This is a genomic window from Brevundimonas sp. LM2 (assembly GCF_002002865.1).
Lineage (GTDB): Bacteria > Pseudomonadota > Alphaproteobacteria > Caulobacterales > Caulobacteraceae > Brevundimonas.
Genome location: NZ_CP019508.1, coordinates 1050456 through 1074870, shown reverse-complemented (window position 1 = coordinate 1074870; position 24415 = coordinate 1050456). Strand labels below are relative to the sequence as shown.

Here is a 24415-nt window from a genome sequence, read left to right as displayed (position 1 = left end):
CCAGACTGGATGGATCGACGTTAGGCGTTGGGAGGCGAGGACGTCAAAGGCGAACCGCGCCCAAGTTCAGGCGGCGACCATCACGTCGCGGGGTCGCGGCAGAACTAGTGTTCCGCCTTCTTGCCGCTCTTCAGGAACATGAAGCCCGCGACGCCCATCACGACGGCGGCGATGAAGCCGGCGAAGATGCTGCCGTCCGGCTGGAACGCGAGCACCAGGAACAGCAGGATGCAGGCCACGACCAGCGAACCCCACTTGGCGAGCGTCATGAACAGGGACCAGGTCGCCGACTGCTCCTCGATCGTCATCGACCCGTGCACATAGGCTTCCGCATCATGATCGGCGGCGTCGTGCAGGGTGTCGTGCGGATGGTCGGCCATGAAAAGGGTCCGGTCGTGAAACGGTGTGGCGGTTCTTATAGCGACAGTCGCCGCTGGCTCAACCCACGTCGCAAATCCACGTATAGGCCGGACTGGTCCGTCGTAGGCGCGGCGAGGGCGGGCGTCGCGGCGCGGCCACAATGCGCAGGCTGTCACACGCGTCGCGATGACTGTCCGGACCGCCCTCATTCTCACACGATGGCCTCGAACTGATCGACCAGTCGCTCAAGCCGCCGGGTGCCGATGGTCCAGAAGGCCGGATCGCGCGGGTTGAGGCCGAACGGCGCCAGCGCCTCGACATAGGTCCTGGTCCCACCCGCCGCGAGCAGGTCGCGGTACAGCGGTGCGAAGCCGTCCGGATCGGCCCGGCGCGTCTCCATCAGCGCCGCCACCAGCAGGTCGCCGAAGGCATAGGCATAGACGTAGAAGGGCGAGTGGACGAAGTGGCTGACATAGCTCCACCAGGCTTCGTACCCGGGGTTCAGCGTCACCGCCGGGCCCAGCGAGGCCCCCATCTCATCCAGGAACAGCGCGCCCAGCCGGTCGGCCGACACCTCGCCCTTCGCCCGCTCGTCGTGGAAGCGGGTCTCGAAACGGTGGAAGGCGATCTGGCGTACGACGGTGTTCAACCCGTCCTCAATCCGCCCGGCCAGCAGGTCGCGCTGCTCGGCCTTGGGGGCGGTGGCCAGCAACCGGTCGAAGGTCAGCCCCTCGGCGAAGATCGACGCCGTCTCGGCCAGGGTCAGGGGCGTATCGGCCAGCAGGGTGCCTCTCTCCGCCGCCAGGGTCTGGTGCACGCCGTGGCCCAGCTCATGCGCCAGGGTCAGGACGTCGCGCCGCTCCCCCATCCAGTTCAGGAAGACGTAAGGGTGGCGGTCGGCGGTCACCGGATGGGCATAGGCCCCCGACTGTTTCCCCGGTCCGGCCCGGCCGTGGATCCAGGGCTGACGGAAGAACCGGCCCGCCCGCTCGGCGAACTCGCCGCCCAGATCGCCGAAACTCTCCAGGACCAGCTCGCGGCCCTGGGCCCAGTCGAAGCCGCGCGGGGCACTGGTCTCCAGCGGGGCATTGCGGTCCCACTGGTCCAGCGTCGCCTTGCCGAGCGCCTTGGCCTTCAGCGCATAGTAGCGGTGCGACAGCTTCGGATAGGCGGCGGTCACCGCGTCGGCCATGGCGTCCACGGCCTCGCCGTCGACCTCATTGGCCAGATGCCGGCTGTCGGCCGGGCGTTTGAAGCCGCGCCAGCGGTCCTCCATCGCCTTCTCCGCGGCCACCGTGTTCAACGCCAGGGCCAGGGTCGATGTGCGCGCCGCCAGAGCCGCGTTCAGACCTTCGGCCGCCCCGCGCCGCCGGGCCTCCTTCGGGTCCGACAGCCGGTTCAGCGCCTCCGACAGGGTCAGGCTTTCCTTACCGGTCTCGACCCGCAGGGCGGCCAGGGTCTCGTCGAACAGCCGGGGCCACTGGGCCGCGATCGGCATGCGTTCGGCGATGAAGGTCTCGAGCTCGCCAGACAGTTCGTGCGGTTTCATCGCCCGGACCCGCCGCAGCCAGGGCCGCCAGGTCGCCGCCCCGGCATGGGCCGCCAGCGCCGCTTCGATCTCGGCCTCGTCCAGCTGATTGATCTCCAGGGTCAGCCACACGGTCGGGGTGGCGATGGCGGTGATCTTCTCCCTCAGGTCCGCCTCGAACCCCTGGGCCCCCGCATCGTCGCGCGCGGTCGAGGCCGCCAGGAAACCAAAGGCGCCCAGCGCGCCCAGCCCCTCCGACGCCTGTTCATACAGCCGGATGGCCCGGTCCAGCGTCGCCCCCAGCATTGCCGGATCGGCCCGCTCCGCAAGGAACCGGCCCTGCAGACCGTTCAGCTCGGCCACCGCCGCCCGCGCAGCCTCCAGGTCGGTCGCGATCCGCGCGTCCTCCCTGGAGCCGTAGAGGTCGGACAGGTCCCAGACCGGCGGTTCGGCGGGATCGACGTGGGGCGGGGCTTTGAAGGGAGCGTTCATACCTCTCGTTGTGGGGTGGGCCGGGCGCGGACGCAACGGCCGGAAGCCGCCAGACGCCCCCCGCGGATCGTCGCAAGTCAGGGGCTCACACACGGAGACCGCTGATGACCTGGACCCTCGAAGCCCTGCCCCTGGCCCCTTTCACGCCCACCTTCGCCCTGTCGGATGCGGAACTCGCCGCCGTCGGCGCGCGACGCTGGGTCGCCGACGCGCCCGGCCGCGCCCCCTGCCGCGTCAGCCTGCGGGATGCCGAGGCCGGCGAGCGGCTGGTGCTGATCACCCACGCCCACCTGACGGATCCCACCTCCCCCTATCGCGCCTCCGGCCCCATCTTCGTGCGCGAGGCGGCGGAGGCCTATGCGCCGGAGCCGGGCGTTGTGCCGGAGATGCTGGCGAAGCGGCCCCTGTCGCTGCGGCCGTACGACCGGCGCAGCATGATGCTCGACGGGCGGGTGATCGCGGGGGCCGAACTGGACGATCACCTGACGCGGGCCTTCGACGACCCAGCGGTGGATCAGGTCCATATCCATTTCGCCCCCCGGGGCTGCTATCTGGCCCGCGCCCGTCGGCTGCAGCCGACGCTTTCCTGATCCGCCCACTTCGGGCCATATAGCGCGCCCGGGTCCGGGCGAGGGGGCGCGCCATGACGACCGAGACCACCGCCATCGACGAGACGCCGGACAGCCCTGGCCGGTCGCCCGACCGTGGCCGGATCGCCTTGGCCCGTCTCGCCATCGGTCTGGTGCAGGGGATCGTGCTCTATCTGCTGATGCGCGCCACCCAGGGCAGCGGAGACAACTGGTCGCGCCAGCATCCCGAACTGTTCGCACCGGCGGTGCTGGTGGCCCTGTTCCTGCCGACGGTCCTGCTGTCGGGCGTCGGCCGGCTGAGGCTGACGGTCTATGCCGTCTGGAGCCTGATCGCCGGCGCGGGGCTCGCGCTCCTGGCCTGGCACGACGTCGCCCGGCAGGCCGGAGAGGGACTTGAGGGATCGTTTTCCGTCTTCGTCTTCGCGGCCGCCGCCCTGTTCATCGCCCACCACCTCGTCGTCCCGGCGGATCGCGAGCGACGGCTGATCGCCGCCTACCCCGCCTATTTCGACGCCGCCTGGATGGCGGGCGTGCAGCTGGTGCTGTCGATCGGCTTCGCCGCGGCCTTCTGGCTGCTGCTGTGGCTGGGCGCGTCCCTGTTCAACATCATCGGGCTGAGCTTCCTCGGCGACCTGCTGCGGCAGGGCTGGTTCGCCCTGCCCCTGACCGGCCTGGCCTTCGCCGCCGCGGTGCAGCTGACCGATGTGCGCGACGGCCTGATCCGCGGCGTGCGGACGGTGGCCCTGATGCTGCTGTCCTGGCTGCTGCTGGTCCTGACCGTGCTGGTCGCCGCCTTCCTCGCCGCCCTGCCCTTCACCGGCCTGACGGGCCTTTGGGCGACGGGCAGCGCGACGGCGCTGGTGCTGACGGCGGCCGGCATGCTGATCGTGCTGATCAACGCCGCCTATCAGGACGGCCGCCCCGACACCCTTCCTCCTGCCGTGCTGCGCGTCGCCGTCCGGGTCGCCGCCATCCTGCTGACGCCGTTGATCGTGATCGCGGCCTGGGGCCTCATGCTGCGGATCGGCCAGCACGGCCTGACGCCGGACCGGATCGTCGCCCTGGCCTGCGCCGTCGTGGGCGGGGTCTATGCCGTCGGGTACGGCCATGCCGCCCTCCGTCCGTTCTGGGCGAAAGGCGACTGGATGCGCCCGCTGGAGCGGACCAACATCGTCACCGCGGTGCTTCAGGTCGCCGTCATCATGGCCCTGTTCACGCCCGTGGCCGATCCGGCCCGCCTGTCGGTCGCCGATCAGGTGGCGCGGCTGCAGCGCGGCGCGGTGACGCCGGAGGCTTTCGACTACGGCTTCTTGCGCTTTCAATCCGGCCGGGTCGGACAGAGCGCCTTGAGCGGGCTGGCATCGGGATCCGACACAGACATCGCCTCGCGCGCCCGCGCCGCCCAGGCCGCCGACAACCGCTACGCCTTCGAGAATCGCGCGCAGGAGCAACAGACCATCACGCCGACCATCGAAGCGTGGCCGGCCGGTTCCGAACTGCCCGCAGGCTTCGTCGCGGCGGTCAGGCCCAACGACCGACGCTACGACTGTCAGCCCGACCACGCCTGTGTCGCGACGGCGCGCGACCTGGACGCAGACGGTTCGCTCGACGTGATCCTCGCCAAGTCCAGCGAGCTGGTTCTGTTCACCCAGACGGACGGGCGTTGGATGATCGCCGGACGCTGGAGACGCGAAGCGATCTGCGCGGGCCAGGGCCAGGTTGATCCGCGGGCGGCGATGCGGGCCGGCGCGATCCAACCCACCGCGCAGCGCTGGCCCGACCTCCTCGTCGGGAAGGATCAATCCATGGCGTTCAGACCGGACCAGGATTGCCAGACGATCGCCGTCTCGCCGCCCCGCCGTTAATCCCTCGGACACCACGCCCCCCAACCCGATCTTCACCGCATCGGCCCTAAAACCGTCCCGAAACGGGTCAGTCGCGCTCCCCGCGCCGACGCACCCTGCCGCGACGACGAAGGTGTCTCAAACCATGGCCAAGACCGTTCTGGTGGTCGACGACGATCCGACCCAGCGCCGCCTCGTCCAGGCCGTTCTGGACCGCGAGGGCTATGTCGTCGTCCACGCCGAGAGCGGCGAGGCGGCGATCGACCGCCTGACCAAGGGCGGCGGGGCCGACGTCGTCCTGCTGGACCTCGTCATGCCCGGCATGAGCGGCATGGAGGCCCTGGCCGAGATCCGCACCGCCGGCGTCACCACCCCCGTCATCGTCCTGACCGCCAACGGCGGGATCGAGACCGTGGTCAAGGCCATGCAGGCCGGGGCCCAGGACTTCTTCATCAAGCCCGCCAGCCCGGAACGCATCCTGGTCGGCATCCGCAACGCGCTGCAGCTGACCCAGCTGACAGCCGAGGTCGGCCGGTTGAAGAAGCACGTCGCCGGCCGCGTCACCTTCGCCGATCTGGTCGGGGACAGCCGTCCCATGCAGATGGTCAAGCAGCTGGGGGCCCGCGCGGCCCGGTCCTCCATCCCCGTCCTGATCACCGGCGAGAGCGGCGTCGGCAAGGAGGTCATCGCCCGCGCCCTGCACGGTGCATCCGACCGCGCCGGCAAGCCCTTCGTCGCCGTCAACTGCGGCGCCCTGCCCGCCAACCTGGTCGAGTCGATCCTGTTCGGCCACGAGAAGGGGGCCTTCACCGGAGCCTCCGACAAGCATCTCGGCAAGTTCATGGAGGCCAGCGGGGGGACCCTGTTCCTCGACGAGATCGGCGAACTGCCCCTGGACATGCAGGTCAAGCTGCTGCGCGCACTGCAGGAGGGGGAGATCGACCCCGTAGGCGCAAAGCGCGCGGTCAAGGTCGACGTCCGCATCGTCTCGGCCACCAACCGCGACCTGTCGAGCGCTGTCGCCGAGGGCCGGTTCCGCGAGGACCTGTTCTATCGCCTCAACGTCTTCCCGATCGAGGCCCCGGCCCTGCGCGAGCGCCGCGAGGACATCCCGGCCCTGATCGATCACTTCATCGGCCGCTTCAACGTCGAGGAGGGCCGCCGCATCGCCGGGGCCGCGCCCGAGACCCTGGCCCTGCTGAGCGCCTTCGACTGGCCCGGCAACGTCCGCCAGCTGGAGAACGCCATCTATCGCGCCATCGTCCTGGCCGACGCCCCCTTCCTGCAGCCGCACGACTTCCCGGCCATCTCGGGGATCGCCATGCCGCTGGAGTCCGTGCCACAGGCCCCCTCGGCGGCCGTGATCGACTACGCCGCCCTGCCGCCCCTGCCGGAGCAACCGATCCGCATCCTCGACGAGCGCGGCCATCTGCGCACCCTTGAAGACATCGAACGCGACCTGATCCAGCACGCCATCGAGGTCTATGCCGGCCACATGTCCGAGATCGCGCGCCGCCTCGGCATCGGCCGCTCGACCCTGTACCGCAAGGTCCGCGAACAGGGACTGGAAGGCGCGTTGAAGGACGCCGGCTGACGCGAAGACCGCCGACGTCAGGCCACGCGCGGGCGGTTGAGCCCCGGCCTCGTTCAGGCCGCGACGGATCGCGATGACTGGGGCGTATAAGCAATCCGTCGGGGCGTTCGTCGCACCGATGGGCGTCTCCCCACGCCTAGTCCGGATATTTCATGACCCTCGCCGCCGCCTTGCTGTACGCCCTCGCCTCGGGCGCGATCCAGACGGCGACTCCGCCGCAGACCCCGCCGACGGACGGCGAGGACGATACCCAGACCCAGCCGTCGGGCGCGACGTCCGGCGACTTTCGGCTGGACGATGTGGTGGTCACGGGCACCCGGCCCCGCGGCAGTGTCGAGGGCGATATCGCACCCGACATCACCCTGGATGCCGAACAGCTGGCGGCCTACGGGGCCAGCAATGTCGCCGAACTGCTGGCGGCGCTGGAGCCCCTGACCCGCAGCGCGCGCGGCCGGTCGGATGGGGGGCCCGTGGTCCTGCTGAACGGTCGCCGCACCTCGGGCTTCCAGGAAATCCGCAACATCCCGTTCGAGGCCATCGAACGGACCGATATTTTGCCCGAGGAAGTCGCGCTGACCTATGGCTTCAGCGCCGACCAGCGCGTCGTCAACATCGTCCTCAAGGCCCAGTTCCGCCAGGCCACCGCCGAGGCCAGCGCCCGCGGCCCGTCCCAGGGCGGACGCCTCTCGACCGAAGTCGAGAGCGGCTATTTCAGCGTCATCGACGGCAACCGCATCAATGTCAGCCTGGAGCACGAGCACGACACCGCCCTGTTCGAGGACGAACGCGACATCACCCGCGCCCCAGGGTCACAACCGTTCGACCGCATCGGCAACGTCGGCGGCCTGACCTTCGGTGCCGAGATCGACCCCGCCCTGTCGGCCCTCGCCGGCCGGACGGTCACGGTGGCGGCCAATCCGGGGGGCGCGAACCCCAGCCTCGCCGCCTTCGTGCCGGGGGCCAACGCGCCCCGGACCGGCGATCTGGGCCAGTACAGGACTCTGCTGCCCAGCGGCGACGAGACCACGCTGAACGCCTCCATCGCCCGCGACCTGAACGAGACGACCAAGGGCACGGTCAGCCTGAATCTGGTCGACAGTTCCAGCTTCTCCTATCAGGGCCTGCCGGGCGTGACCCTGACCGCCCCCGCGGGGCGCAACGGCTCGCCCTTCAGCCGCGACGTCCTGGTCTATCGCTACCTCGACGATCCCGGAGCCCTGACCCGCGAAACCGAGACCCTGACCGCCAATCTGGGCCTGCTGCTGGACGGGTTCCTCGGCGATTGGCGCTGGACCCTGTCGGGGGCCTACGACCGGGTCGAGACCGACACCACGACCGGCCGGGGCCTGGATGCGTCCGCCGCCCAGGCCGCCGTCACCGCCGGAACCCTGAATCCCTTCGGGGACCTGTCCCCATCGAGTTTTACACGGCTCAGCGACACCGCCCGGTCGGTCGCCAGCGGCGGCAATCTGGAGGCGGTCTTCACCGGTGATCTGCTGGAGGCCCCGGCCGGGGGGCTGAACTCGACCTTCAAGCTCGGCGCCGATACCCGCGAGCTGACGTCGGAAAGCACCCGATCGGGCGTGTTCAGCGCGCGCGCCATCGGCCGCGACCGCGTCTATGGCACGAGCAGCTTCACCCTGCCGGTGGCCAGCCGCGGCCGTGACGTGCTGGGCCGTTTCGGCGACCTCTCGCTCAACGCCAACGCCGGCTATGACGAGGCCTCCGACTTCGGCGGTCTGGTCACCCTGGGCGTCGGGGCCAACTGGTCTCCGGTTGAGCCCGTCTCCTTCATCGTCAGCTATACCGACGAGGAGGGGGCCCCCACGATCTCGCAACTGAACGATCCGGTCATCTCGACCCCGAACAGCGCCGTGTTCGACTTCCGCACCGGCCAGACCGTGCTGGTGACCCGCATCAGCGGCGGCAACGCCAACCTGACCGCCGACAACCGACAGGTGCTGAAGCTGGGCGTCAACTGGAAGCCCTGGTCCGCGCGCGACCTGACCTTCAGCTCCAACTACACCCGCTCGACCACCGATGACGCCATCACCTCGTTCCCGACCATCACCGCCGACCTCGAGGCCGCCCTGCCCGAGCGCTTCGTGCGCGACGCCGGCGGGCAGCTGATCTCGATCGACGCCCGACCGCTGAACTTCACCCAGACCGAACGGAGCGAGTTGCGCAGTGGGTTCAACGTCTCGCGCGCCTTCGGCAAGGCGACGCCGGCTGCGGCCGGAGCGCCGCGCGGAACCGGCGGTCGTCTCGGGGCCGCAGGCGGCCCGCCTCCGGGCGCGGGTGCGGGCGGTCCGCCTCCGGGGGGCGGCGGGGGTGGCCAGTTCCGGGGCGGCGGGGGTCGGGGCGGCAACCTGCAGCCCGGTCAGGGCCGTTTCAATCTGTCGATCTATCACACCGTCCGCTTCAGCGACACGATCACCATTCGGCCCGAGCTGCCGGTTCTCGATCTGCTGGACGGCGACGCCACCGGGGCGCGGGGCGGCACCTCGCGCAACGAGGTTCAGGTCCAGGGCGGCGTCTTCCGCAACGGCTTCGGGGCCTTTCTGAACGCCAATTGGCGCGAGGCCACCCGCGTCGACGGCGGCGCGGGCGGTTCGGACCTGGCCTTCAGCGACCAGACCACGGTCAATCTGAACGTCTTCGCCGACCTCAACGCCCGCACGGCCTGGGTCGCGCGTTTCCCGATCCTGAAGGGGGCACGCATCAACCTCGGCGTCGAGAACCTGTTCGACACGCGGACCGAGGTCACGTCCTCGACCGGCGACCTCGCCCTCAACTACCAGCCCGACTTCATCGACCCCCAGGGCCGCGTCGTGCGCGTCAGCCTGCGCAAGATCCTGTTCTGAGGCGTGGTCGCGCCCGGGACCCGATAAGGGGCCCCGGGCGCGTCGTTGCGCTCGGGTTAATCAGTCCGACCAGCCCCGGACCCCCGTGCCGCCGAACATCATCTGTTTGCGGCCGGGGGGCGTGAACAGGCCGTAGATCATGTTGAGGTTCGGCGCACTGACCGCGTCCAACGCAGCGCGGTGAGCGTCGGACAGGACCACGTCGAGCGCCGCCACATTGTCCGCCACTTGGGCGGCCTTGCTGACCCCCATCAGGGTCGAGGCGACGCCGGGACGGCGGGTGACCCAGGCCAGGGCGACCCGGGCCGGGCTCTCGCCGGCCTCCGCCGCCACCCGGCGCAGCTCATCAACGATGCGCCAGTTTCGGTCGGTGAACAGGGTGTCGCCGAACGGATTGGCCCCGTCGAGACGCTTGTCGTCGTCCGGCCGCTGCTCCGAACCGCTGGCCGCTTCGCTGGGCAGTCCGCCGGCGCGCGGTGCCCCGGCCTCGACCGTGGCGCGGTCGTACTTTCCGGTCAGCAGGCCATAGGCCAGCGGGCTCCAGGGCTGCAGGCCCAGGCCGAACTCGGCCGCCACCGGCACCAGTTCGGCCTCCACATCCCGGCTGACCAGAGAATAGAAATACTGCAGCGCCACCGGTCCCGGGACACCCCGCACCTGCGCCAGGGTCGCCACCTTGGCGACATACCAAGCGGGGGAGTTCGACATGCCCCAGTAGCGGATCTTGCCCGCACGGACGAGGCCGGACATGGTCTCCAGCAACTCCTCGGCCGGCGTCACCCCGTCCCAGACGTGCAGCCAGTACAGGTCGATATGGTCGGTCTTCAGCCGCTGCAGCGACCCCTCCAGCGCCGCAGTCAGATGCCGGGCACCGGACCCGCCATTGTGGGCCCCGGCCCCGGTCGAGAAGCCGGCCTTGGTCGCGATCACCATCCGGTCGCGCAGACCCCGCTCGGCCACGAACTTCCCGATCATCTCCTCGCTCAGCCCGCCCGAATAGACGTCGGCCGTGTCGATGAAATTGCCTCCGGCCTCGGCATAGGCGTCGAACACTTCCCGTGCACCGTCCTCACCCATGCCCCAGCGCGCCATGCCGAAGGTCATGGTCCCCAGCGCCAGCGGGCTGACGGCCAGGCCCGAGCGGCCCAGGGTGCGATAATCGGAGAGCGACATATGATGTTTCCTAGCTTTTGCTACGAAATCCATACCCGCCCTTGTCGTGGACGGTCAACAGTTTCATATTGATCATTATGGAAAGCGCCACCCAGACCCGCCGGAAGACCGGACGCCCCCGATCGTTCGACCGGGACGCGGCCCTGCACGCGGCTATGCTGACCTTCTGGCGGCACGGCTATGAGTCGACCTCCGTGGCAGACTTGACTGCCGCCATGGGGATCACCCCGCCCAGCCTCTATGGAGCCTTCGGCGACAAGAAACGGCTGTTCCGCGAGACCGTCGGGCTCTACCTGTCGGCCGAGCCGCCGGAACCGGCGATCGCCGCCGCTTCCTCGGCGCGCGAAGCGGCCCAGCGGCTGCTGACCGCATCGGCCGAGGGGGTGACCGGGGACAACACCCCCACCGGCTGCCTGCTGGCCACCTCGGCCCTCAGCTGCTCGACCGCCGCCGCCGACGTCCAGGCCGAGATCGCCGCCATCCGCCACGGCATCGAGGCCGCCCTCCGCGCCCGCATCCAGACCGACATCGACGACGGTACCCTGCCGGACGACACGGACGCCGATGCCCTGGCCGGTCATATGATGGCCATGACCCAGGGCCTGTCCACCCTGGCCCGCGATGGGGCCTCGCGCGAGAAGCTGCTGCGGGTGGTGGCGCAGGCGATGAAGGCCTGGCCCTAGCCGCCGGGCTGTCCGGATCAGGGTTCGACGGGCTAAGCTCGCTCCAAGTTTTTGCTGGGGATTGCGATGGCCGCGCTCGTTTACGCCACGGTGGGATCCAACCGTCTGGAAGAGGCCAAGGCCTTCTACGACGCCCTGCTCGGCTCCGCCGGCATCCGGCCCCTGTTCGAACATCCGTCCGGCGGGCGGGTCTATGGGGCCAACCGGATGCCGAACTTCGCGGTCCTGGGCCCCCATGACGGCGAGCCGGCAACGGTCGGCAACGGCTCGATGTATGCCTTCGCCTTCGATACCCGCGACGAGGTCGATGCCTTCCACGCCCGGGCCGTCGAACTGGGCGGCACCTGCGCCGGCGCGCCCGGCGTGCGCGGCCCCGGCCTGTGGTTCAGCTACGTCCGCGACCTCGACGGCCACAAGCTCTGCGCCTTCTGCATGCGGTGACGGAGTTCACTCGGCGGTGTCCGACTCCTTGGTCGCCCCGGTTCCCTTCCGCCCCCAGCGGCGCTTCGGTGCCTCGCCGTTCGCCTTCGAGGTAATTTCCTTCAGCTTGCGGCCCTGCATCGACGACAGGGCCTGGCCGGGCGCGCCCTTTTCGGGGTCTCCGAAGGCCCGGCCATAGGTCTTGATGCGGTCCGTGACGCCCTCGATGAACTCGCCCTCCCATTCGGACAGGGCGATCCCCGCCTTGTCAGCGGCGCGCTTGGCGCGTTTCAGGGCGTTTAGGGCCTTGCGGCGGGCGGCCTCGCGCTCGGCCTCGAACGGGCTGGGCGCAGGCCTGTCCTTCTTTTGAAATCCCGAGCCGGGCTTGAACCCGGTCGAGCGCTTGAGGGACCCGCCCCCCTTGTCCCGGGGTGGGGTCTTCGGACCGCCCGAGAGGGGCGTCCGCTTCAGGATCAGATCTCGCCGAGCGCCGACAGATACAGGTCCAGGATCGCGTCCTCTTCCTGGCGCTTGGCCTTGTCCTGCTTGCGGATGCGGATGACCTTGCGCAGGATCTTGACGTCGTAGCCCTCGCCCTTGGCCTCGGCGAAGACCTCCTTCATGTCCTCCATCACGGCGGCCTTGTCCTCCTCCAGACGCTCGATCCGCTCAATGATGGTCCGCAGCCGGCCCTGGGCCGCCGAGTTCAGAACGTCGGGCGAGGCGTCGAAGGAGGCGTCGTCGGCCATGGGGAAGAATCCTTTGGGCGCTATCGCTCGGTGCGCGGCACCTCGCTGCTTGAGCGCGTTTTGAAAGCGAGCCGGGACGCTAACCATGCCCCGGCTCCCGGCTCAACGCCGGGCACGAAAAAGGCCGCGGACAAGGTCCGCAGCCTGTGGATCGTTGGACGCGCGCCCGTCTGGGCGCGCCCCAATCAGCCCTGCTTGGCTTTGAAGCGCGGGTCGGTCTTGTTGATCACGAAGACGACGCCCTTGCGGCGCACGACCTTGCAGTCGCGGTGGCGGGTCTTGAGCGACTTGAGCGAGCTGCGGACCTTCATGGTCAGACGTCCTGGGGCAAGAGCAAAAACAGAAAGGCCGCAGGGCGATGCTGCGGCGGAGCGGTGCGTATAGAGACACCCCCCCGCCGCGTCAACCCAAACGCGCTACTGGTTCTGCGGGTTCTGGGCCCCGCCGCTCAGCACGGCGGCCTCGGCGGGCGAGGCCGGGGCGGCGACGTCCTCGGCCGTGGCGTCTTCCATGGCTTCCGGGGCCGGGGTGACCCCGCCGTCGGTCGGGAGCTCGGTCGGGCCGCCCACCGAGGGGGCCGTCGTCGACTGGATCTCGGCCTGAGGCGCGGGGGCCGAAGCCGGCTCCTCGGTCGCGGGCTGGCAGGCGGTCAGGGCCAGGGCCGTCAGGGCAGCGGACGCGAGGGTCAGGATACGCATGGTCGGTCTCCTTGGATGGATCGGCGTTCGATGACGAACGGCTGGAGCGGTCCGGAGTTGCGTCCGGCGCCGGGCCGGTCAGTCGCCGACGAAGTCCTGGGCGAACTCGGGGGCCTCGCCCTCCTCGATCGGGTCCTCGTCATCGGCTCCGCGCGACGGGTCCGGCAGTTCGAACCCGGTCGGCAGCGACAGGTCCAGCAGGCCGGCGGCCTTCATCTCGGCCACGCCCGGCAGGTCGGACAGGCTGGCCAGGCCGAACTGCTCCAGGAACCGGTCGGCGGTGGCATAGGTGACCGGGCGCCCCGGGCTCCGCCGACGGCCCCTCAGCCGGACGAAGCCCATCTCCAGCAGCAGGTCCAGGGTGCCGCGCGACAGCGACACCCCCCGCACGCTCTCGATCTCCGCCCGGGTGACCGGCTGATGATAGGCGATGATGGCCAGGGTCTCGAGCGCGGCCCTGGACAGGCGGCGCGGCTCCTCCCGTTCCTCGGTCATCAGGAAGCCGAGGTCGGCGGCGGTGCGGAAGGCCCAGCGGTCGGCGACGCAGGCCAGCTCGACCCCCCGCCCCTCATAGCGGGTCCGCAGGGCCGCGATGGCGCGGCCCGCATCGGCCCCCTCGGGCAGCCGCCGGGCGATCTCGGCGGCGGTCAGCGGGCCGGCGGCCGCGAACAGCAGGGCCTCGACCCGCCGCTCGATCTCGGCCTCGTCGGGGGCGAAGGTCAGGCCACTCAAGGCACCAGCTCCAGCGGCTGGCCCAGGCCCCGACGTTTCAGCCACAGGGCGTCGAAGGCTTGGTCCTGGCGCACGACCATGGCCCCCTCCTTGACCAGCTCCAGACTGGCCGACAGGGTCGAGGCGGTCAGGGAGGCCTGGGACGGACCCTCGGCGTCGCGGACCGGGGCCACCCGCTCCAGCGGCGTCCAGTCGGCCAGCCGGGGCAGGATGTCCCGCAGCCAGTCGCGGGCCTCCTCCAGCGGATAGGCCTCGATCCTCTGGCCGGGGTTGTAGTGGCGGCCCTGTTCGCGACGGCGCTGGCCCACATAGGCGGCCATCAGCTCGTACAGGCTGGCGTCGATCCGGTCGGAGGGCACGATCACCGTGGCCTGGGGATCGCCGCGCGGGAAGACGTCGCGCTTCAGCTGCGGTCGGGCCTGCAGGGCGTCCGACGCCTTGCGCATGGCCTCCAGCTTCTGCAGGCGGAAGGCCAGGGCGGCGGCCATCTCCTCGGCCGGCGGTTCGTCGCCCTTGCCCTTGTCGGTGCGCGGCAGCAGCAGGCGCGACTTCAGATAGGCCAGCCACGACGCCATCACGAGATAGTCGGCGGCCAGGGCGAAGTTCCGCCGCCGCGCCTCATGCACGAAAGCCAGATACTGCTCCGCCAGCCGGGTGATCGACAGCTTCAGCAGGTCGACCTTCTGGTTCCGGGCCAGGGCGAGCAGCACGTGCAGCGGCCCTTCATAGCCGTCCAGATCGACCACGAAGGCGTCGCGGTCATCGACCTCGGCGACCGCGGTGAAGTCCAGATTCGGCTGGAAGGCCTCCGCCATTCTGCTGGCCTACCGCGCGGTCGCGCTGCTTGAGGCGGGGCTCATGCCTGGGCCTCGCCGACGTCCGGTCCCTTCGCAGCGTCCAGTCGTCCGCTCAGCAGGGCGTCGAACCGGTCTCGTGCCGCCCGCACATCGAGCGGCTCGGGTGTGTGGACGATCCGGGCCAAGGCCGCCTCGGCACGCCGGGCCGACCGGCCCTTCAGCTTGCCGACACCTTCGGCCACCTGCCGCATCTCGTCGAGGTCGCCGTTCCAGTGGATGACCAGGTCGCAGCCGGCCTTCAGGGATTTCTCGGCCCGCTCGGTCAGGGTCCCCGACAGGGCGTTCATGACCAGGTCGTCGGACAGCAGCAGACCGCCGAAGCCCAGACGCTCGCGGATCATCCGGATCGCCTTTCTCGACTGGGTGGCGGGACGCTTCTTGTCGATGGCGGTGAAGACGATGTGCGCCGTCATGCCGATCGGCATGTCGGACATCGCCTTGAATGGCGCGAAATCCCAGGCGTCGAGCGTGTCCAGATCGGCATGGACCGTCGGCAGTTCCTTGTGGGTGTCGCCGAACGCCCGCCCGTGGCCCGGCATGTGTTTGATCACTGGCAGGACACCTCCGGCCAGCAGGCCCTCGGCCATCGCCCGACCCAGCTGCGTCACCAGGGCCGGGTCGTTCGCATAGGCCCGGTCGCCGATGATGTCGTGGGCCCCCGGCACGGGCACGTCCAGCACAGGGGCGCAGTCGACGTTGATGCCGACGGCCTTCAGGTCGTGGGCCATCAGCCGGCCGCCCAGCCGGGCCAGTTCGCGCGCAGACAGCGGATCGTTGGTGGCTTTCAGATAGGCGTCGCCCGGCGGATATTTGGGCCAGTGCGGCGGCCCCAGCCGCTGAACCCGCCCGCCCTCCTGATCGACCAGGATCGGGGCGTCGCGGCCGACGCTGGCGCGCAGGGCGGCGGTCAGGCGGCGGACCTGATCCGGATTGTCGACATTGCGCCGGAACAGGATGAAGCCCCACGGCCGGACCTCGGCGAAGAAGGCCTGCTCGGCCTCCGTCAGCTCGAGACCCGAGCAGCCGTAGATGGCGGCGCTGGTCAACGCCCTATCGCACCAGACAGTCGCCGCCGCCCGACTTGATCGCCGAGCAGAAGCTGCGGGCGTCCTCGGCGCTCAGGCCGGTGAAGGTGGTGCGATAGACGGTCGAGCCGTTGGACGCCGTCACCTCCTGCACCCGCTTGGTGGCGTTGCGGGCGAACTGAGGATAGCGGGCGGCCATGGCGGCGTATTCCCTGTCGGCGATGGCGGTCGAGGAGAAGGCCCCGATCTGCACGGCGGCCGAACCGCCGGCGGCGTTCGCCGTCGCGGGCGGCGCCGCGGGGGTGGCGACCGGTGCCGGGTTCGGCCGGGTCGCCGGCGCGACCGGGGCCGGACGGGTCGCGGGCGGCGCGGTCTCGGCCGCCTCGATCGGGCGCGGCAGGGGGCGGGGCTGGGGCATTTCCGGCGGGGCGGTGAAGGCGGGGGCCGTCGCGGTGTCCTCGGCCTGGTCGTAGAGGCCGACGCCGGCCTCGGGATCGATCGGCTGGGCGTCCTCGGCCGGAGCGACGCGCATCTGGGTCACCGGCGTGCCCACGGCGGGCGGGGCGTCGGTCGAGGAGCGCAGGCCGGAGCGGTAAAACAGGACCACGACGACGATCAGCACCAGAAGCACGACGGCGCTGACGATCAGGGTCACGGGCGGGGCCTTGGCCGGCGGTCCGCGTCGGGCGTCGAACCCTCCCCGGTTGAAGGGCAGGTCGTCGTCGGTCGGCGGCGTATAGGCCCCGCGTTCGCGGGGGGCGCGGTCGTGGGGGCGGTGATCGTCGTCGTGGGACATGGCGTGGGGTCTCCGTCGGATCGGCCGCGAATCGCTGCGTCGGCGGCCCAGTCTAGCTCGCCCCGACCCCGTCGTAGAATCAGAGATCGTGGCCGATGTCGAGCTTGAACAGCCGGGAATGCTCGGCGATCGCATAGCGGTCGGTCATGCCGGCGATATAGTCGCAGACGGCCCGGGCGCGCCGGGCTTCGCTGCCCTCGGCCGCCCAGGCCCATTCGGTCGGCAGGACCTCAGGCTCGGCCATGAACAGCTGGAACATCTCGGAGAGGATCCGGCGGGCCTGGCTGCGGGTGCGATTGACCCGGTAGTGGCGATACATCCGTTCGTACAGGAAGCGCCGCAGCACCCCCAGGTCGGCCAGCATGGCGGGCGAGAACTGAACCATGGCGCGGGGCGCGACCCGCACGTCCTCGACCGAGGCGATGGCGTGCTGGGCCAGCAGCCGGGTGGTCTCGGCCAGGACGTCGTCGACCATCACGCCGATCATCCGCCGGACGGCCTCCAGCCGGATCATCCGCTCGTCGACGTCCGGCCAGTCGCGGCGCGTTGCCAGCAGCACCGGCCCGATCAGCGGCACGTCGGCCAGATCCGCCAGGGTGATCAGCCCGGCCTGGACCCCGTCGTCGACGTCGTGGTTGTTGTAGGCGATGTCGTCGGCGATGGCCGCGCACTGGGCCTCCAGCGAGGCGAAGCCGTCCAGCCGCAGGTCCCAGCCCTGGCCGTAGTCCGCGATCGCCTTCCAGGCCGGCGCGTCCAGCATCCCCGTCACCGGCCCATTGTGCTTGATGACGCCCTCCAGCGTCTCCCACGTCAGGTTCAGGCCGCGATAGCCGGGATAGCGGACCTCCAGATCCGTGACGACGCGGAAGGTCTGGACGTTGTGATCGAAGCCGCCCCACGGCGCCATATTGGCCTGCAGCTGGTCTTCGCCGGCATGGCCGAAGGGCGGGTGCCCCAGGTCGTGGGCCAGGGCGATGGTCTCGGCCAGGTCCTGGTCCAGCCCCAGGGCGTGGGCCAGGGAGCGGGCGATCTGGCTGACCTCCAGGCTGTGGGTCAGGCGGGTGCGGTAGTGATCGCCCTCATGCGCGACGAAGACCTGGGTTTTTTCCTTCAGCCGGCGGAAGGCGGTCGAATGAATGATGCGGTCGCGGTCGCGCGCGAAGGCGTTGCGGGTGCGGCTGGGGGCCTCGGGCACCAGACGGCCGCGCGAGGCGTCCGGCGTCTCGGCATACGGGCTGCGGCGCGGGGTCTGGCTCAAGGGATCAGGCTTCATCCGTACGGCCTTTGCGATCCGGCCTCGTCGGCCTCATATAGGTCGCCATGACCTCCGTCCAATCGACGCCCCCGACCTTCACCCTCTCGGCCCGCACGCCCGAGGGGATCGTGCTGTCCGACAGCGCGGCGAAGCGGCTGGCGAAGCTGGGCGAGGTCGAGGGCCATCCTGTGCTGCTGCGGGTCGCCGTCGAGGGCGGCGGCTGCTCCGGCTTCCAGTACCGTCTGGACCTGGTCGAGACGGGCGAGGCCGACGATCTGCGCATCGAAGCCGGGGGCCAGGCGGCCCTGGTCGATCCGGTGTCGGTTCCCTTTCTCAAGGGATCGGAGATCGCCTGGGTCGACGAGCTGGCCGGAGCCCAGTTCGTGATCCGCAATCCCAATGCGGCCACCAGCTGCGGCTGTGGAGTCAGTTTCTCGGTTTGATATATCAACGAAATATGGTGTTGAACTTTAGGTTGTAGCATGTTACCATTAAGCATAACGCTGAGGGAGGACATTATGCATCAACACACGATAGAGGTTAACGGGCGGGTTTATACCGTAAACACGCCAACTCACGCCGACGATCATAATAGCTACGACGATTGGATAAGACACAATTCGGCTTACATCCAAGCAGCAGCGAACATTGCGACCGTGATTGGCGTGGTACTCACGCATAAACCTCGGCGTTAAAAATCATCAAGTATATGTGAGCATAGACCGCCTCACGCGGACTTGGTGGGGCGACACTCATACGTATCGTATCTGCGGGCATAAACTTTCGGCGCACTACCGCTTCGTGCACTTACGGCGTTTCTGTCAGCCCCATAGGCTTAGTTACTCAGATCGGCATCCGCATGATCTCCTGATAGGCGGAGATCACCTGGTCGCGGACGGCGATGACGGTTTCCAGCGAGGCCTCGGCGCTGGAGACGGCGGTGACCATGTCGATCATCGAGCCCTGGCCCTGGACCGTCTGGGTCATCTGGGTCTCGGCCACGCGGGTCTGCTGGGTCATGTCGCCCATGACCCCCTGCAGCATCTGGGAGAAGTCGGGACCGCCGGCGACGGCCGCCCCGGCGCTGGCCCCACCCGTGCCCTGGGTAGCCGCATAGGCCTTCGCCGCCATCAAGGGGTTCATCGCCTACGACCTATCGCTTGAGAATGTCGAGGGTGCGGCTGTCCATCGTCCGCGCGGTCTCGATGACGTTCAGATTGGCCTCATAGGCCCGCTGCGCCTCGCGCATGTCCATGGACTCGATCAGGGTGTCGACATTCGGCCGCAACACGTAGCCGTCGGCATCGGCGGCCGGGTGGGTCGGGTCGTATTCGCGGCGGAAGTCGCTCTGGTCGGGCCGGACCTCGGCCAGGGACACGCCCGTGGCCCCGTCGATCTGGCGCGCCTCGAACACCGGGATCTGGCGGCGATAGGGTTGTCCCCCGGCGGTGCGGGCGGTGGATTCGGCATTGGCGATGTTCTCGGCGATGACCCGCATGCGCGACTGCTGGGCCGTCAGGGCCGAGGCCGCGACCGCCATGGCGCTGTTGCGCGGCGTGCCGTTGCGGCCGTTGATCGGATCCGACATCTAGACCACTCCCCTCACCGGCCCGGGACCTTGGCGGCCAGGCGCAGCATCGACATCGATTTAGTGTAAAGCCCGATGGCGGCGTCATAGGCCATGCGGCTCTCGGCCATCTTCAGCATCTGCTCCTCGACCACCACGGAGTTGCCGTCGAGCGTCGTCTCGGAGTCGGGCTCGGCCGAGGAGGTGAAGCGCGCGACCGGCGTGCTGCTCGGCAGATGGGCGGCATTGGTGCGGGCCATGCCCAGTCCACCACCGCCCTTGAGCGCGGCGGCGAAATCCGTGGGGGCCTTCAGGTCGCGGGCGACATAGCCGGGCGTGTCGGCATTGGCGACGTTGGCGGCGACCACGCGCTGGCGCTCGTCCAGCCAGGTCAGGCGGCCCTTGATCTGGCCCAGCAGCGGGATGTCGGCGACGCCCATCGGGATCGTCCTCGTGGATAACCGGCAGAAAATGCCGCCTCCATGGTTAATGGAGCGTTATCTCAACGCGGCGTTAACCACGATGATTCAGGCTCGCCCCGACCGGTCCCGCAGTCGTCGCGGGCCGACGGGGCGTCTGACGCATGAACTTCCTCGATCTCGCGCGCGCCGTCTTCGGCCTCGCCTTCACCCTGGGCCTGATCGGCCTGGCCGCCTGGGCGGCGCGTCGCTATGCGCCCCAGATCCTGGCCCGGCTGAGCGCCGAGCGCGGTGAGCGGCGCATGACCGTGGTCGAGACCCTGGTGCTGGACCCGGCGCGGCGGCTGGTCCTAGTCAAGATCGACGACGAAGAGCGGCTGATCCTGCTGGGCGAGGGCCGCGAGCTGATTGAGCCGCGGGGGACGGACAAGTGAGGGGACCGCATAGGCTTCTCCCTCCCCCTGCGGGGGAGGGCAGGTCGCGCAGCGACCGGGTGGGGGCGGCAAGGCAGGGCGGCACCGTCCCGTGCCCAAGTCGCCCGGCCCTTCCCACCCCGTCGAGGCTGCGCCTCGACGCCCCTCCCCCGAGGGGGAGGGAGAGACTGTTCGTCGTCCCGACCCGCGCCGAGTTCGTCCAGGCGTTGAAGCTGTCCCTCCTGACCACCCTGATCTGCCTGGCCTGGCCGGTCGCGGCCTTCGCCCAGGACGCGGCGGCGGCGGCGTCGTCGGGGGCGGCGATCAATCTGGATCTGGGCACCGGGGCCGGGCTGACCGAACGGGTGGTACAACTCGTGGGTCTGATGACGGTGCTGTCGCTGGCCCCGTCGATCGTCATCATGACCACCAGCTTCGTGCGCATCATCGTGGTGCTGTCGCTGCTGAGGACGGCCCTGGGCATGCAGCAGTCGCCGCCGAACGCCGTTCTCGTTTCGCTTGCATTGTTCCTGAGCGCCATCGTCATGGCCCCGACCTGGCAGGACGCCTATGATTCGGGCATCCGACCGCTGATGGATCAGCAGATGGAACTGCCCCAGGCGTTCGATCTGGCGGCGGAACCCGTGAAAACTTTCATGCTGGCCCAGGTCGATCCCGGAGACCTGGCGCTGTTCACCCGGCTGAGCCAGATCGAGGCCCCAACCGCGGCGGCCGACCTGCCCCTGCGCGTGGTCACGCCGGCCTTCATGATCAGCGAACTGAAGACCGCCTTCGAGATCGGATTTCTCCTTTTCGTTCCGTTCCTTGTGATCGATCTGGTGGTCGCCAGCGTGCTGATGTCGATGGGGATGATGATGCTGCCGCCGGTGGTGATTTCCCTGCCCTTCAAACTGATCTTCTTCGTGCTGGTGGACGGGTGGCGGCTGGTCGCGGGAAGCCTGGTCGAGAGCTTCCGCCAGGCCTCCGGCGCCGGCTGAAGGCCCACCCTGAAAGGCTTTCCGCGCCGATGGCGCTTGCCAAGTCGTCCAAAAGGCGTGTTGATCCGTCCGTCATCGCTCGGAAATCGAGCGAGCTTTTCGGGAAACGACCCTTATGACCACCCAAGCTGAACTCATCGCCGCCGTCTCCAAGGATGCCGGTGTCTCGCAGGCCGACGCCGGTCGCGTGCTGGAATCCTTCGTCAAGACCATCCATGCGTCGCTGATCGACGGCGGTGACGTGCGCATCTCCAACCTGGGCGTGTTCGACACCGCCGACCGCGCCGCCCGCGAAGGCCGCAACCCGGCGACGGGCGAGACCATCAAGATCGCCGCCTCCAAGGCCGTGCGCTTCCGCGTGTCCAAGCCGCTGAAAGACGCCGTCAACAAGTAAGAACGTGCGGCCTCAGCCGGCTGCGGGTCTCGCGGCGGGCTGAGGCGCTGGGCGGGCGGGGGTCGCGGCAGCGCGAGACCCGCCTGTCTTCTCGCGAAGCTGCGTCTTCATCTGGGCGACCCAGCCGGTGAAGGTGTCGGCCGAGGCGGTCAGGCCCGCGAAATCCTGGGCGCTCGCCGCCCCTTCCATGCCGTCCAGACCATCGAGTGCGATGCGCAGCGCCGCCCCGGACCGGGCGCGGGCCTCGAACGGCGCATAGTTGCGCGACAGCCGGGCCAGGGCCGCGGCATCGCGCGCCAGCGAATAGCCGACCCCCGCACGGATCACGCGGCTTTCCTCGTCCGGGGTCAGGGCCGTGGCCGTGTCCTTGAACCGGTCGCCCAAGCGGGCCTCGTAAAGGGCCGCCGCCCCCGACCAGTTCTCCTGCTTCCAGAAGATCTCCGCCCGCACGTCACGCGACGCCGGGCTCTGGTCGTCGGCGAGGGTTTCCATCGCATGGTCGTAGCGGCCCAGGTCCATCAGGGACCGCGCCTCCAGCGCCCGGCGCTCGGCGTTCAGGGCATTGGGCAACAGCGTCGTGCGCGAGCCCCACAGGGCCTGCAGCGCCTTCTCCGGCTGCCGGTCCATCAGATAGACGGTGGCCAGGTCGGTCGCGACCTGGGCCTTGGCCACGCCGTCCAGCCGCTCGTCCACCTGATGCTTCAGCAGCTCGGCGGCCTGGTCCAGCAGGTCGACGTCGATCAGACGGCGGGCCAGACGACGCACCATCTCGTCGCCGTCGGCCCCGACCGGGGTCAGGTCGCGGAAGTCGTAGAACAGGGCCAGGGCCTGGACGGGTTGCAGCCCGTCGGCCGCGCCGTCGAGGAACAAGGCGCGGAAGGCGTTCTGCAGGTCGGCCTGCAGTTCGACCGCGCCCGGCAGGTTGCCCAGCCGCTTGCCCGCCCCGCGCAGCGTGTCCAGGGCCTCGCGATAGCGACCCTGAGACAGGTACAGGCCGCCCAGGGTGCGGATCACGGCCAGTTCGGTCGCGTCGCCCCGCCAGCGCCACTTCAGCTCTTCCAGCTGGGCGGCGGCGGCGACGGGGGTCATCGTGCCCTTGGCCAGTTCGATCTTGATGACGCCCAGCTTGGCCGGGGTGGCGATGCCGTCCAGCGGGGCCCGACCGATGGCGCGATAGACGGCCAGGGCGCGGTCGCTCTGGCCCTCCAGCTCGAACAGCCGCGCCTGGACCAGGCGGGCGGTCAGCTGGTCGGCGGCCGGGGCCTTCTGGGAAAAACTGTACTCCAGCAGGGCGCGCGCCGCCTGCAGGTCGCCGGTCTCCAGCGCCGCCATCGCGTGGGCCGCGCCGAAGCGAGCGCGCCAGTCATTGGGGAACTGGTCGATCACCGAGGCCCCGCCGGCGAAGGCCGCGCGCGCTGCCAGCCAGTCGCCCTGCTGGGCCGCCAGATAGCCCTGCCAGACCTTGGTCGCGGGATCGCCGGCCAGGGCCCCGGCCGAGAAGTCGAGGATGGCCTCCTCGTCCCGACCGATCGAGGCCCGGGCCGCGCCGCGCAGGCCGCGCACCTCGGGTTCGCCCTGCATGGCCGGCGTCTTGGCGATCAGGGCGTTGACGACGCCGATGGCCTCGAAGCCCAGGCCCGAGCCGATCAGGAACCGGGTCAGGGCCATCCGGGCCTCGATCGGGGCGCGGGGATTGTCCGAGGCCGCGATGGTCTCCTGGGCGGCGGCGTCCTGCAGCTTGCGATAGCGGACCGCGAAACCGTCCGGCCCCGCATCGCCCCATTCGGGCAGGATCAGCCCGGGGTGGGCCGCCTTGCGCGGCCCGGTGTCCGCGACCGAGGCGGCGTCCAGCGCGTCCGAGGGCGACGACAGCAGCAGGCCGCCGGGCCGGGTCAGGGTGACCAGGTCGCCCTCGGCCTTGATCGACAGGTCGTCGGTCGGGGTCTCCACCGCCAGGCCCTGGGCGGTGGGCAGCAGGGTGACGTCGATGCTCTGGCGCTTGTCGCCGAAGCCCTTGCCGGGAGCCAGGGCGGTGACGGCGGCGAAGCGATCGCCGACCATCGGATCGGTCAGCCAGACGGCCTTGGTCGCCCCGGCCATCCGCGCCACGATGGCAGCGTCGGCGGTGTCGTCGCGCGTGACCTCCACGCCGCTCGCGGCCTCGGGCGTGCCGCCGATGACCACCGTCCAGGCCGCACCCTGCCCCGTGGCCGTGACCGCCTGGCCCTCGGGGACCGAGATCCGCATCGCCGTATAGTCAGGCCCCACGGCCCAGCGCGCCTCGCGCCCCGGCCCCAGGTCGGCGGCGGCCTTCAGGTCCATGCGGGCGGCCGTGTCGAAGACGATCCAGACCGCCGCCCCGCGCCGGAACACGGCCGCCCCGACCGGCGCGCCCCAGGCGAAGCTGAGGGCGACCTGCTGGCCGGTCTTCGTCGCGATGACCGGCACCGCCCCGCCGGCGGGCACGGCGCTGCCCCCCATGGCGGCGGCGGCTCGGGACCCTTCGGGATAGAGATTGAGCCAAACCGCCCCGTCCGCCGTGCCCGAGCGGGCCTCGGCCCCAGGCTTCAGCGTCAGAACCAGTTCGGTGGCGTCCAGGGTGGCGCGGGTCTCGACCTTCTCGACGCCGGGAGGCGGATCCAGCTTCAGCCGGGTGACATCGGGCGCGGCGGTCGAGCCGATACGGACGATGATCCGGGCGTCCTCGCGGCGGATGCGGGCACGGGCGCCGACGACGCCGGCGAACTCGACACGGGTGAAGCCGTCATTGGCCCCGATGCGGATCGTGATCGGATCCGAGGCGACGGCGCTGGCCTCCTGGGCCAGGACGGGGATGGCACCCACCAGCGGCGCGAACGCGATCGTCCCGGCCGCGCCGAGCGCCACCGAGGTTCGTCCGATCGCGCGCCTGTTGCGGGGTCCGGCCATGGGCGCGCACATTCGCGCGGACGCTCTTACAACGCC

At 70.0% G+C, this 24415-nt stretch carries 26 protein-coding genes; 10 read left to right on the top strand and 16 right to left on the bottom strand.

What is annotated here, in order from left to right; all coding sequences use genetic code 11:
- Positions 1–104: 104 nt before the first annotated feature.
- Both BZG35_RS05355 and BZG35_RS05350 read right to left on the bottom strand, forming a co-directional pair.
- Positions 105–380, bottom strand: coding sequence for an aa3-type cytochrome c oxidase subunit IV (locus BZG35_RS05355; protein WP_077354712.1), 276 nt, complete (start codon positions 378–380; stop codon positions 105–107).
- A gap of 191 nt (positions 381–571) precedes the next feature.
- A complete protein-coding gene (locus tag BZG35_RS05350) occupies positions 572–2380 on the bottom strand; it encodes a M3 family oligoendopeptidase (RefSeq protein WP_077354711.1) in 1809 nt (602 codons plus the stop codon).
- A gap of 104 nt (positions 2381–2484) precedes the next feature.
- Here BZG35_RS05350 and BZG35_RS05345 point away from each other — a divergent pair, with 104 nt between their 5' ends.
- The 4 genes from BZG35_RS05345 (at position 2485) to BZG35_RS05330 (ending at position 9272) form a co-directional block, all read left to right on the top strand.
- Entirely contained in the window at positions 2485–2970 is a 486-nt protein-coding gene (locus tag BZG35_RS05345) for a DUF1203 domain-containing protein (protein WP_077354710.1), read from the top strand.
- A gap of 53 nt (positions 2971–3023) precedes the next feature.
- Complete coding sequence (locus tag BZG35_RS05340) at positions 3024–4835, top strand: DUF4153 domain-containing protein (protein ID WP_077354709.1); 1812 nt, start codon at positions 3024–3026, stop codon at positions 4833–4835.
- A gap of 124 nt (positions 4836–4959) precedes the next feature.
- A complete protein-coding gene (locus BZG35_RS05335; RefSeq protein ID WP_077354708.1) occupies positions 4960–6408 on the top strand; it encodes a sigma-54 dependent transcriptional regulator in 1449 nt (482 codons plus the stop codon).
- A 152-nt stretch (positions 6409–6560) separates the two neighbouring features.
- On the top strand, positions 6561–9272 hold the full coding sequence (locus tag BZG35_RS05330; protein WP_077354707.1) for a hypothetical protein: 2712 nt from the start codon (positions 6561–6563) through the stop codon (positions 9270–9272).
- Positions 9273–9332: 60 nt separating this feature from the next.
- Here the strand turns inward: BZG35_RS05330 and BZG35_RS05325 are convergent, their stop codons facing one another.
- A complete protein-coding gene (locus BZG35_RS05325; protein ID WP_077354706.1) occupies positions 9333–10445 on the bottom strand; it encodes an aldo/keto reductase in 1113 nt (370 codons plus the stop codon).
- Positions 10446–10522: 77 nt separating this feature from the next.
- Here BZG35_RS05325 and BZG35_RS05320 point away from each other — a divergent pair, with 77 nt between their 5' ends.
- Positions 10523–11128 (top strand): TetR/AcrR family transcriptional regulator, encoded by a 606-nt coding sequence (locus BZG35_RS05320; protein ID WP_077354705.1) that lies wholly within the window; start codon positions 10523–10525, stop codon positions 11126–11128.
- Positions 11129–11194: 66 nt separating this feature from the next.
- Entirely contained in the window at positions 11195–11569 is a 375-nt protein-coding gene (locus BZG35_RS05315; RefSeq protein ID WP_077354704.1) for a VOC family protein, read from the top strand.
- A gap of 6 nt (positions 11570–11575) precedes the next feature.
- Here BZG35_RS05315 and BZG35_RS18425 read toward each other — a convergent pair whose 3' ends face one another.
- The 9 genes from BZG35_RS18425 to BZG35_RS05270 form a co-directional block, all read right to left on the bottom strand.
- On the bottom strand, positions 11576–11842 hold the full coding sequence (locus tag BZG35_RS18425; RefSeq protein WP_371454836.1) for a hypothetical protein: 267 nt from the start codon (positions 11840–11842) through the stop codon (positions 11576–11578).
- A 179-nt stretch (positions 11843–12021) separates the two neighbouring features.
- Complete coding sequence (locus BZG35_RS05305; protein ID WP_013270389.1) at positions 12022–12297, bottom strand: DUF2312 domain-containing protein; 276 nt, start codon at positions 12295–12297, stop codon at positions 12022–12024.
- 185 nt (positions 12298–12482) lie between these two features.
- Positions 12483–12608, bottom strand: coding sequence for a type B 50S ribosomal protein L36 (gene ykgO, locus BZG35_RS05300; RefSeq protein WP_008263184.1), 126 nt, complete (start codon positions 12606–12608; stop codon positions 12483–12485).
- Positions 12609–12713: 105 nt separating this feature from the next.
- Positions 12714–12995: a hypothetical protein gene (locus BZG35_RS05295; protein ID WP_077354702.1), complete on the bottom strand. Its 282-nt coding sequence runs from the start codon at positions 12993–12995 to the stop codon at positions 12714–12716.
- A 78-nt stretch (positions 12996–13073) separates the two neighbouring features.
- A complete protein-coding gene (gene scpB / locus BZG35_RS05290) occupies positions 13074–13727 on the bottom strand; it encodes an SMC-Scp complex subunit ScpB (RefSeq protein ID WP_077354701.1) in 654 nt (217 codons plus the stop codon).
- Positions 13724–14542, bottom strand: a complete 819-nt coding sequence (locus BZG35_RS05285; RefSeq protein ID WP_077354700.1) for a ScpA family protein — start codon at positions 14540–14542, stop codon at positions 13724–13726. The genes scpB and BZG35_RS05285 overlap by 4 nt, the downstream gene beginning before the upstream one ends.
- A 41-nt stretch (positions 14543–14583) precedes the next feature.
- On the bottom strand, positions 14584–15630 hold the full coding sequence (nagZ, locus tag BZG35_RS05280; RefSeq protein WP_077354699.1) for a beta-N-acetylhexosaminidase: 1047 nt from the start codon (positions 15628–15630) through the stop codon (positions 14584–14586).
- 4 nt (positions 15631–15634) lie between these two features.
- Entirely contained in the window at positions 15635–16405 is a 771-nt protein-coding gene (locus tag BZG35_RS05275) for an SPOR domain-containing protein (protein WP_077354698.1), read from the bottom strand.
- Between the two features lie 79 nt (positions 16406–16484).
- A complete protein-coding gene (locus BZG35_RS05270; protein WP_077357848.1) occupies positions 16485–17663 on the bottom strand; it encodes a deoxyguanosinetriphosphate triphosphohydrolase in 1179 nt (392 codons plus the stop codon).
- A gap of 62 nt (positions 17664–17725) precedes the next feature.
- Here BZG35_RS05270 and BZG35_RS05265 point away from each other — a divergent pair, with 62 nt between their 5' ends.
- On the top strand, positions 17726–18103 hold the full coding sequence (locus BZG35_RS05265; RefSeq protein ID WP_077354697.1) for an iron-sulfur cluster assembly accessory protein: 378 nt from the start codon (positions 17726–17728) through the stop codon (positions 18101–18103).
- 400 nt (positions 18104–18503) lie between these two features.
- On the opposite strand, the gene BZG35_RS05260 is transcribed toward BZG35_RS05265, so the two are convergent.
- From BZG35_RS05260 to BZG35_RS05250, 3 genes are read right to left on the bottom strand one after another with little or no spacing between them, the layout of a single operon-like run.
- Positions 18504–18803, bottom strand: a complete 300-nt coding sequence (locus tag BZG35_RS05260; RefSeq protein ID WP_077354696.1) for a flagellar hook-basal body complex protein FliE — start codon at positions 18801–18803, stop codon at positions 18504–18506.
- Between the two features lie 10 nt (positions 18804–18813).
- Positions 18814–19248 (bottom strand): flagellar basal body rod protein FlgC, encoded by a 435-nt coding sequence (gene flgC / locus BZG35_RS05255; RefSeq protein ID WP_253189275.1) that lies wholly within the window; start codon positions 19246–19248, stop codon positions 18814–18816.
- 14 nt (positions 19249–19262) lie between these two features.
- Positions 19263–19667, bottom strand: coding sequence for a flagellar basal body protein (locus tag BZG35_RS05250; RefSeq protein WP_077354695.1), 405 nt, complete (start codon positions 19665–19667; stop codon positions 19263–19265).
- 143 nt (positions 19668–19810) lie between these two features.
- Here BZG35_RS05250 and BZG35_RS05245 point away from each other — a divergent pair, with 143 nt between their 5' ends.
- From BZG35_RS05245 to BZG35_RS05235, 3 genes are all read left to right on the top strand, one after another.
- Positions 19811–20080 carry a flagellar biosynthetic protein FliO gene (locus tag BZG35_RS05245; RefSeq protein ID WP_077354694.1) on the top strand — a complete coding sequence of 90 codons (270 nt, stop codon included), beginning with the start codon at positions 19811–19813 and terminating at the stop codon, positions 20078–20080.
- 167 nt (positions 20081–20247) lie between these two features.
- The gene (fliP, locus tag BZG35_RS05240; RefSeq protein ID WP_077357844.1) at positions 20248–21057 is read left to right on the top strand and encodes a flagellar type III secretion system pore protein FliP; all 810 of its coding nucleotides are present in this window, start codon (positions 20248–20250) and stop codon (positions 21055–21057) included.
- A gap of 115 nt (positions 21058–21172) precedes the next feature.
- Positions 21173–21451, top strand: coding sequence for an HU family DNA-binding protein (locus BZG35_RS05235; protein ID WP_077354693.1), 279 nt, complete (start codon positions 21173–21175; stop codon positions 21449–21451).
- 12 nt (positions 21452–21463) lie between these two features.
- Here BZG35_RS05235 and BZG35_RS05230 read toward each other — a convergent pair whose 3' ends face one another.
- Positions 21464–24379 carry a hypothetical protein gene (locus BZG35_RS05230; RefSeq protein ID WP_253189274.1) on the bottom strand — a complete coding sequence of 972 codons (2916 nt, stop codon included), beginning with the start codon at positions 24377–24379 and terminating at the stop codon, positions 21464–21466.
- Positions 24380–24415 lie beyond the last annotated feature (36 nt).

What these genes read in the sequence shown, in the direction of transcription:
- BZG35_RS05305 (WP_013270389.1), bottom strand. Translation starts at nt 12,297, where the DNA reads ATGGCCGACGACGCCTCCTTCGACGCCTCGCCCGACGTTCTGAACTCG.
- BZG35_RS05260 (WP_077354696.1), bottom strand. Translation starts at nt 18,803, where the DNA reads ATGAACCCCTTGATGGCGGCGAAGGCCTATGCGGCTACCCAGGGCACG.
- BZG35_RS05295 (WP_077354702.1), bottom strand. Translation starts at nt 12,995, where the DNA reads ATGCGTATCCTGACCCTCGCGTCCGCTGCCCTGACGGCCCTGGCCCTG.
- BZG35_RS05275 (WP_077354698.1), bottom strand. Translation starts at nt 16,405, where the DNA reads ATGTCCCACGACGACGATCACCGCCCCCACGACCGCGCCCCCCGCGAA.
- BZG35_RS05235 (WP_077354693.1), top strand. Translation starts at nt 21,173, where the DNA reads ATGACCACCCAAGCTGAACTCATCGCCGCCGTCTCCAAGGATGCCGGT.
- BZG35_RS05350 (WP_077354711.1), bottom strand. Translation starts at nt 2,380, where the DNA reads ATGAACGCTCCCTTCAAAGCCCCGCCCCACGTCGATCCCGCCGAACCG.
- BZG35_RS05230 (WP_253189274.1), bottom strand. Translation starts at nt 24,379, where the DNA reads ATGGCCGGACCCCGCAACAGGCGCGCGATCGGACGAACCTCGGTGGCG.
- BZG35_RS05245 (WP_077354694.1), top strand. Translation starts at nt 19,811, where the DNA reads ATGAACTTCCTCGATCTCGCGCGCGCCGTCTTCGGCCTCGCCTTCACC.
- BZG35_RS05340 (WP_077354709.1), top strand. Translation starts at nt 3,024, where the DNA reads ATGACGACCGAGACCACCGCCATCGACGAGACGCCGGACAGCCCTGGC.
- BZG35_RS05320 (WP_077354705.1), top strand. Translation starts at nt 10,523, where the DNA reads ATGGAAAGCGCCACCCAGACCCGCCGGAAGACCGGACGCCCCCGATCG.
- BZG35_RS05315 (WP_077354704.1), top strand. Translation starts at nt 11,195, where the DNA reads ATGGCCGCGCTCGTTTACGCCACGGTGGGATCCAACCGTCTGGAAGAG.
- BZG35_RS05285 (WP_077354700.1), bottom strand. Translation starts at nt 14,542, where the DNA reads ATGGCGGAGGCCTTCCAGCCGAATCTGGACTTCACCGCGGTCGCCGAG.
- ykgO (WP_008263184.1), bottom strand. Translation starts at nt 12,608, where the DNA reads ATGAAGGTCCGCAGCTCGCTCAAGTCGCTCAAGACCCGCCACCGCGAC.
- BZG35_RS05335 (WP_077354708.1), top strand. Translation starts at nt 4,960, where the DNA reads ATGGCCAAGACCGTTCTGGTGGTCGACGACGATCCGACCCAGCGCCGC.
- BZG35_RS05265 (WP_077354697.1), top strand. Translation starts at nt 17,726, where the DNA reads ATGACCTCCGTCCAATCGACGCCCCCGACCTTCACCCTCTCGGCCCGC.
- BZG35_RS05345 (WP_077354710.1), top strand. Translation starts at nt 2,485, where the DNA reads ATGACCTGGACCCTCGAAGCCCTGCCCCTGGCCCCTTTCACGCCCACC.
- flgC (WP_253189275.1), bottom strand. Translation starts at nt 19,248, where the DNA reads ATGTCGGATCCGATCAACGGCCGCAACGGCACGCCGCGCAACAGCGCC.
- BZG35_RS05250 (WP_077354695.1), bottom strand. Translation starts at nt 19,667, where the DNA reads ATGGGCGTCGCCGACATCCCGCTGCTGGGCCAGATCAAGGGCCGCCTG.
- BZG35_RS05325 (WP_077354706.1), bottom strand. Translation starts at nt 10,445, where the DNA reads ATGTCGCTCTCCGATTATCGCACCCTGGGCCGCTCGGGCCTGGCCGTC.
- BZG35_RS05355 (WP_077354712.1), bottom strand. Translation starts at nt 380, where the DNA reads ATGGCCGACCATCCGCACGACACCCTGCACGACGCCGCCGATCATGAT.
- BZG35_RS05330 (WP_077354707.1), top strand. Translation starts at nt 6,561, where the DNA reads ATGACCCTCGCCGCCGCCTTGCTGTACGCCCTCGCCTCGGGCGCGATC.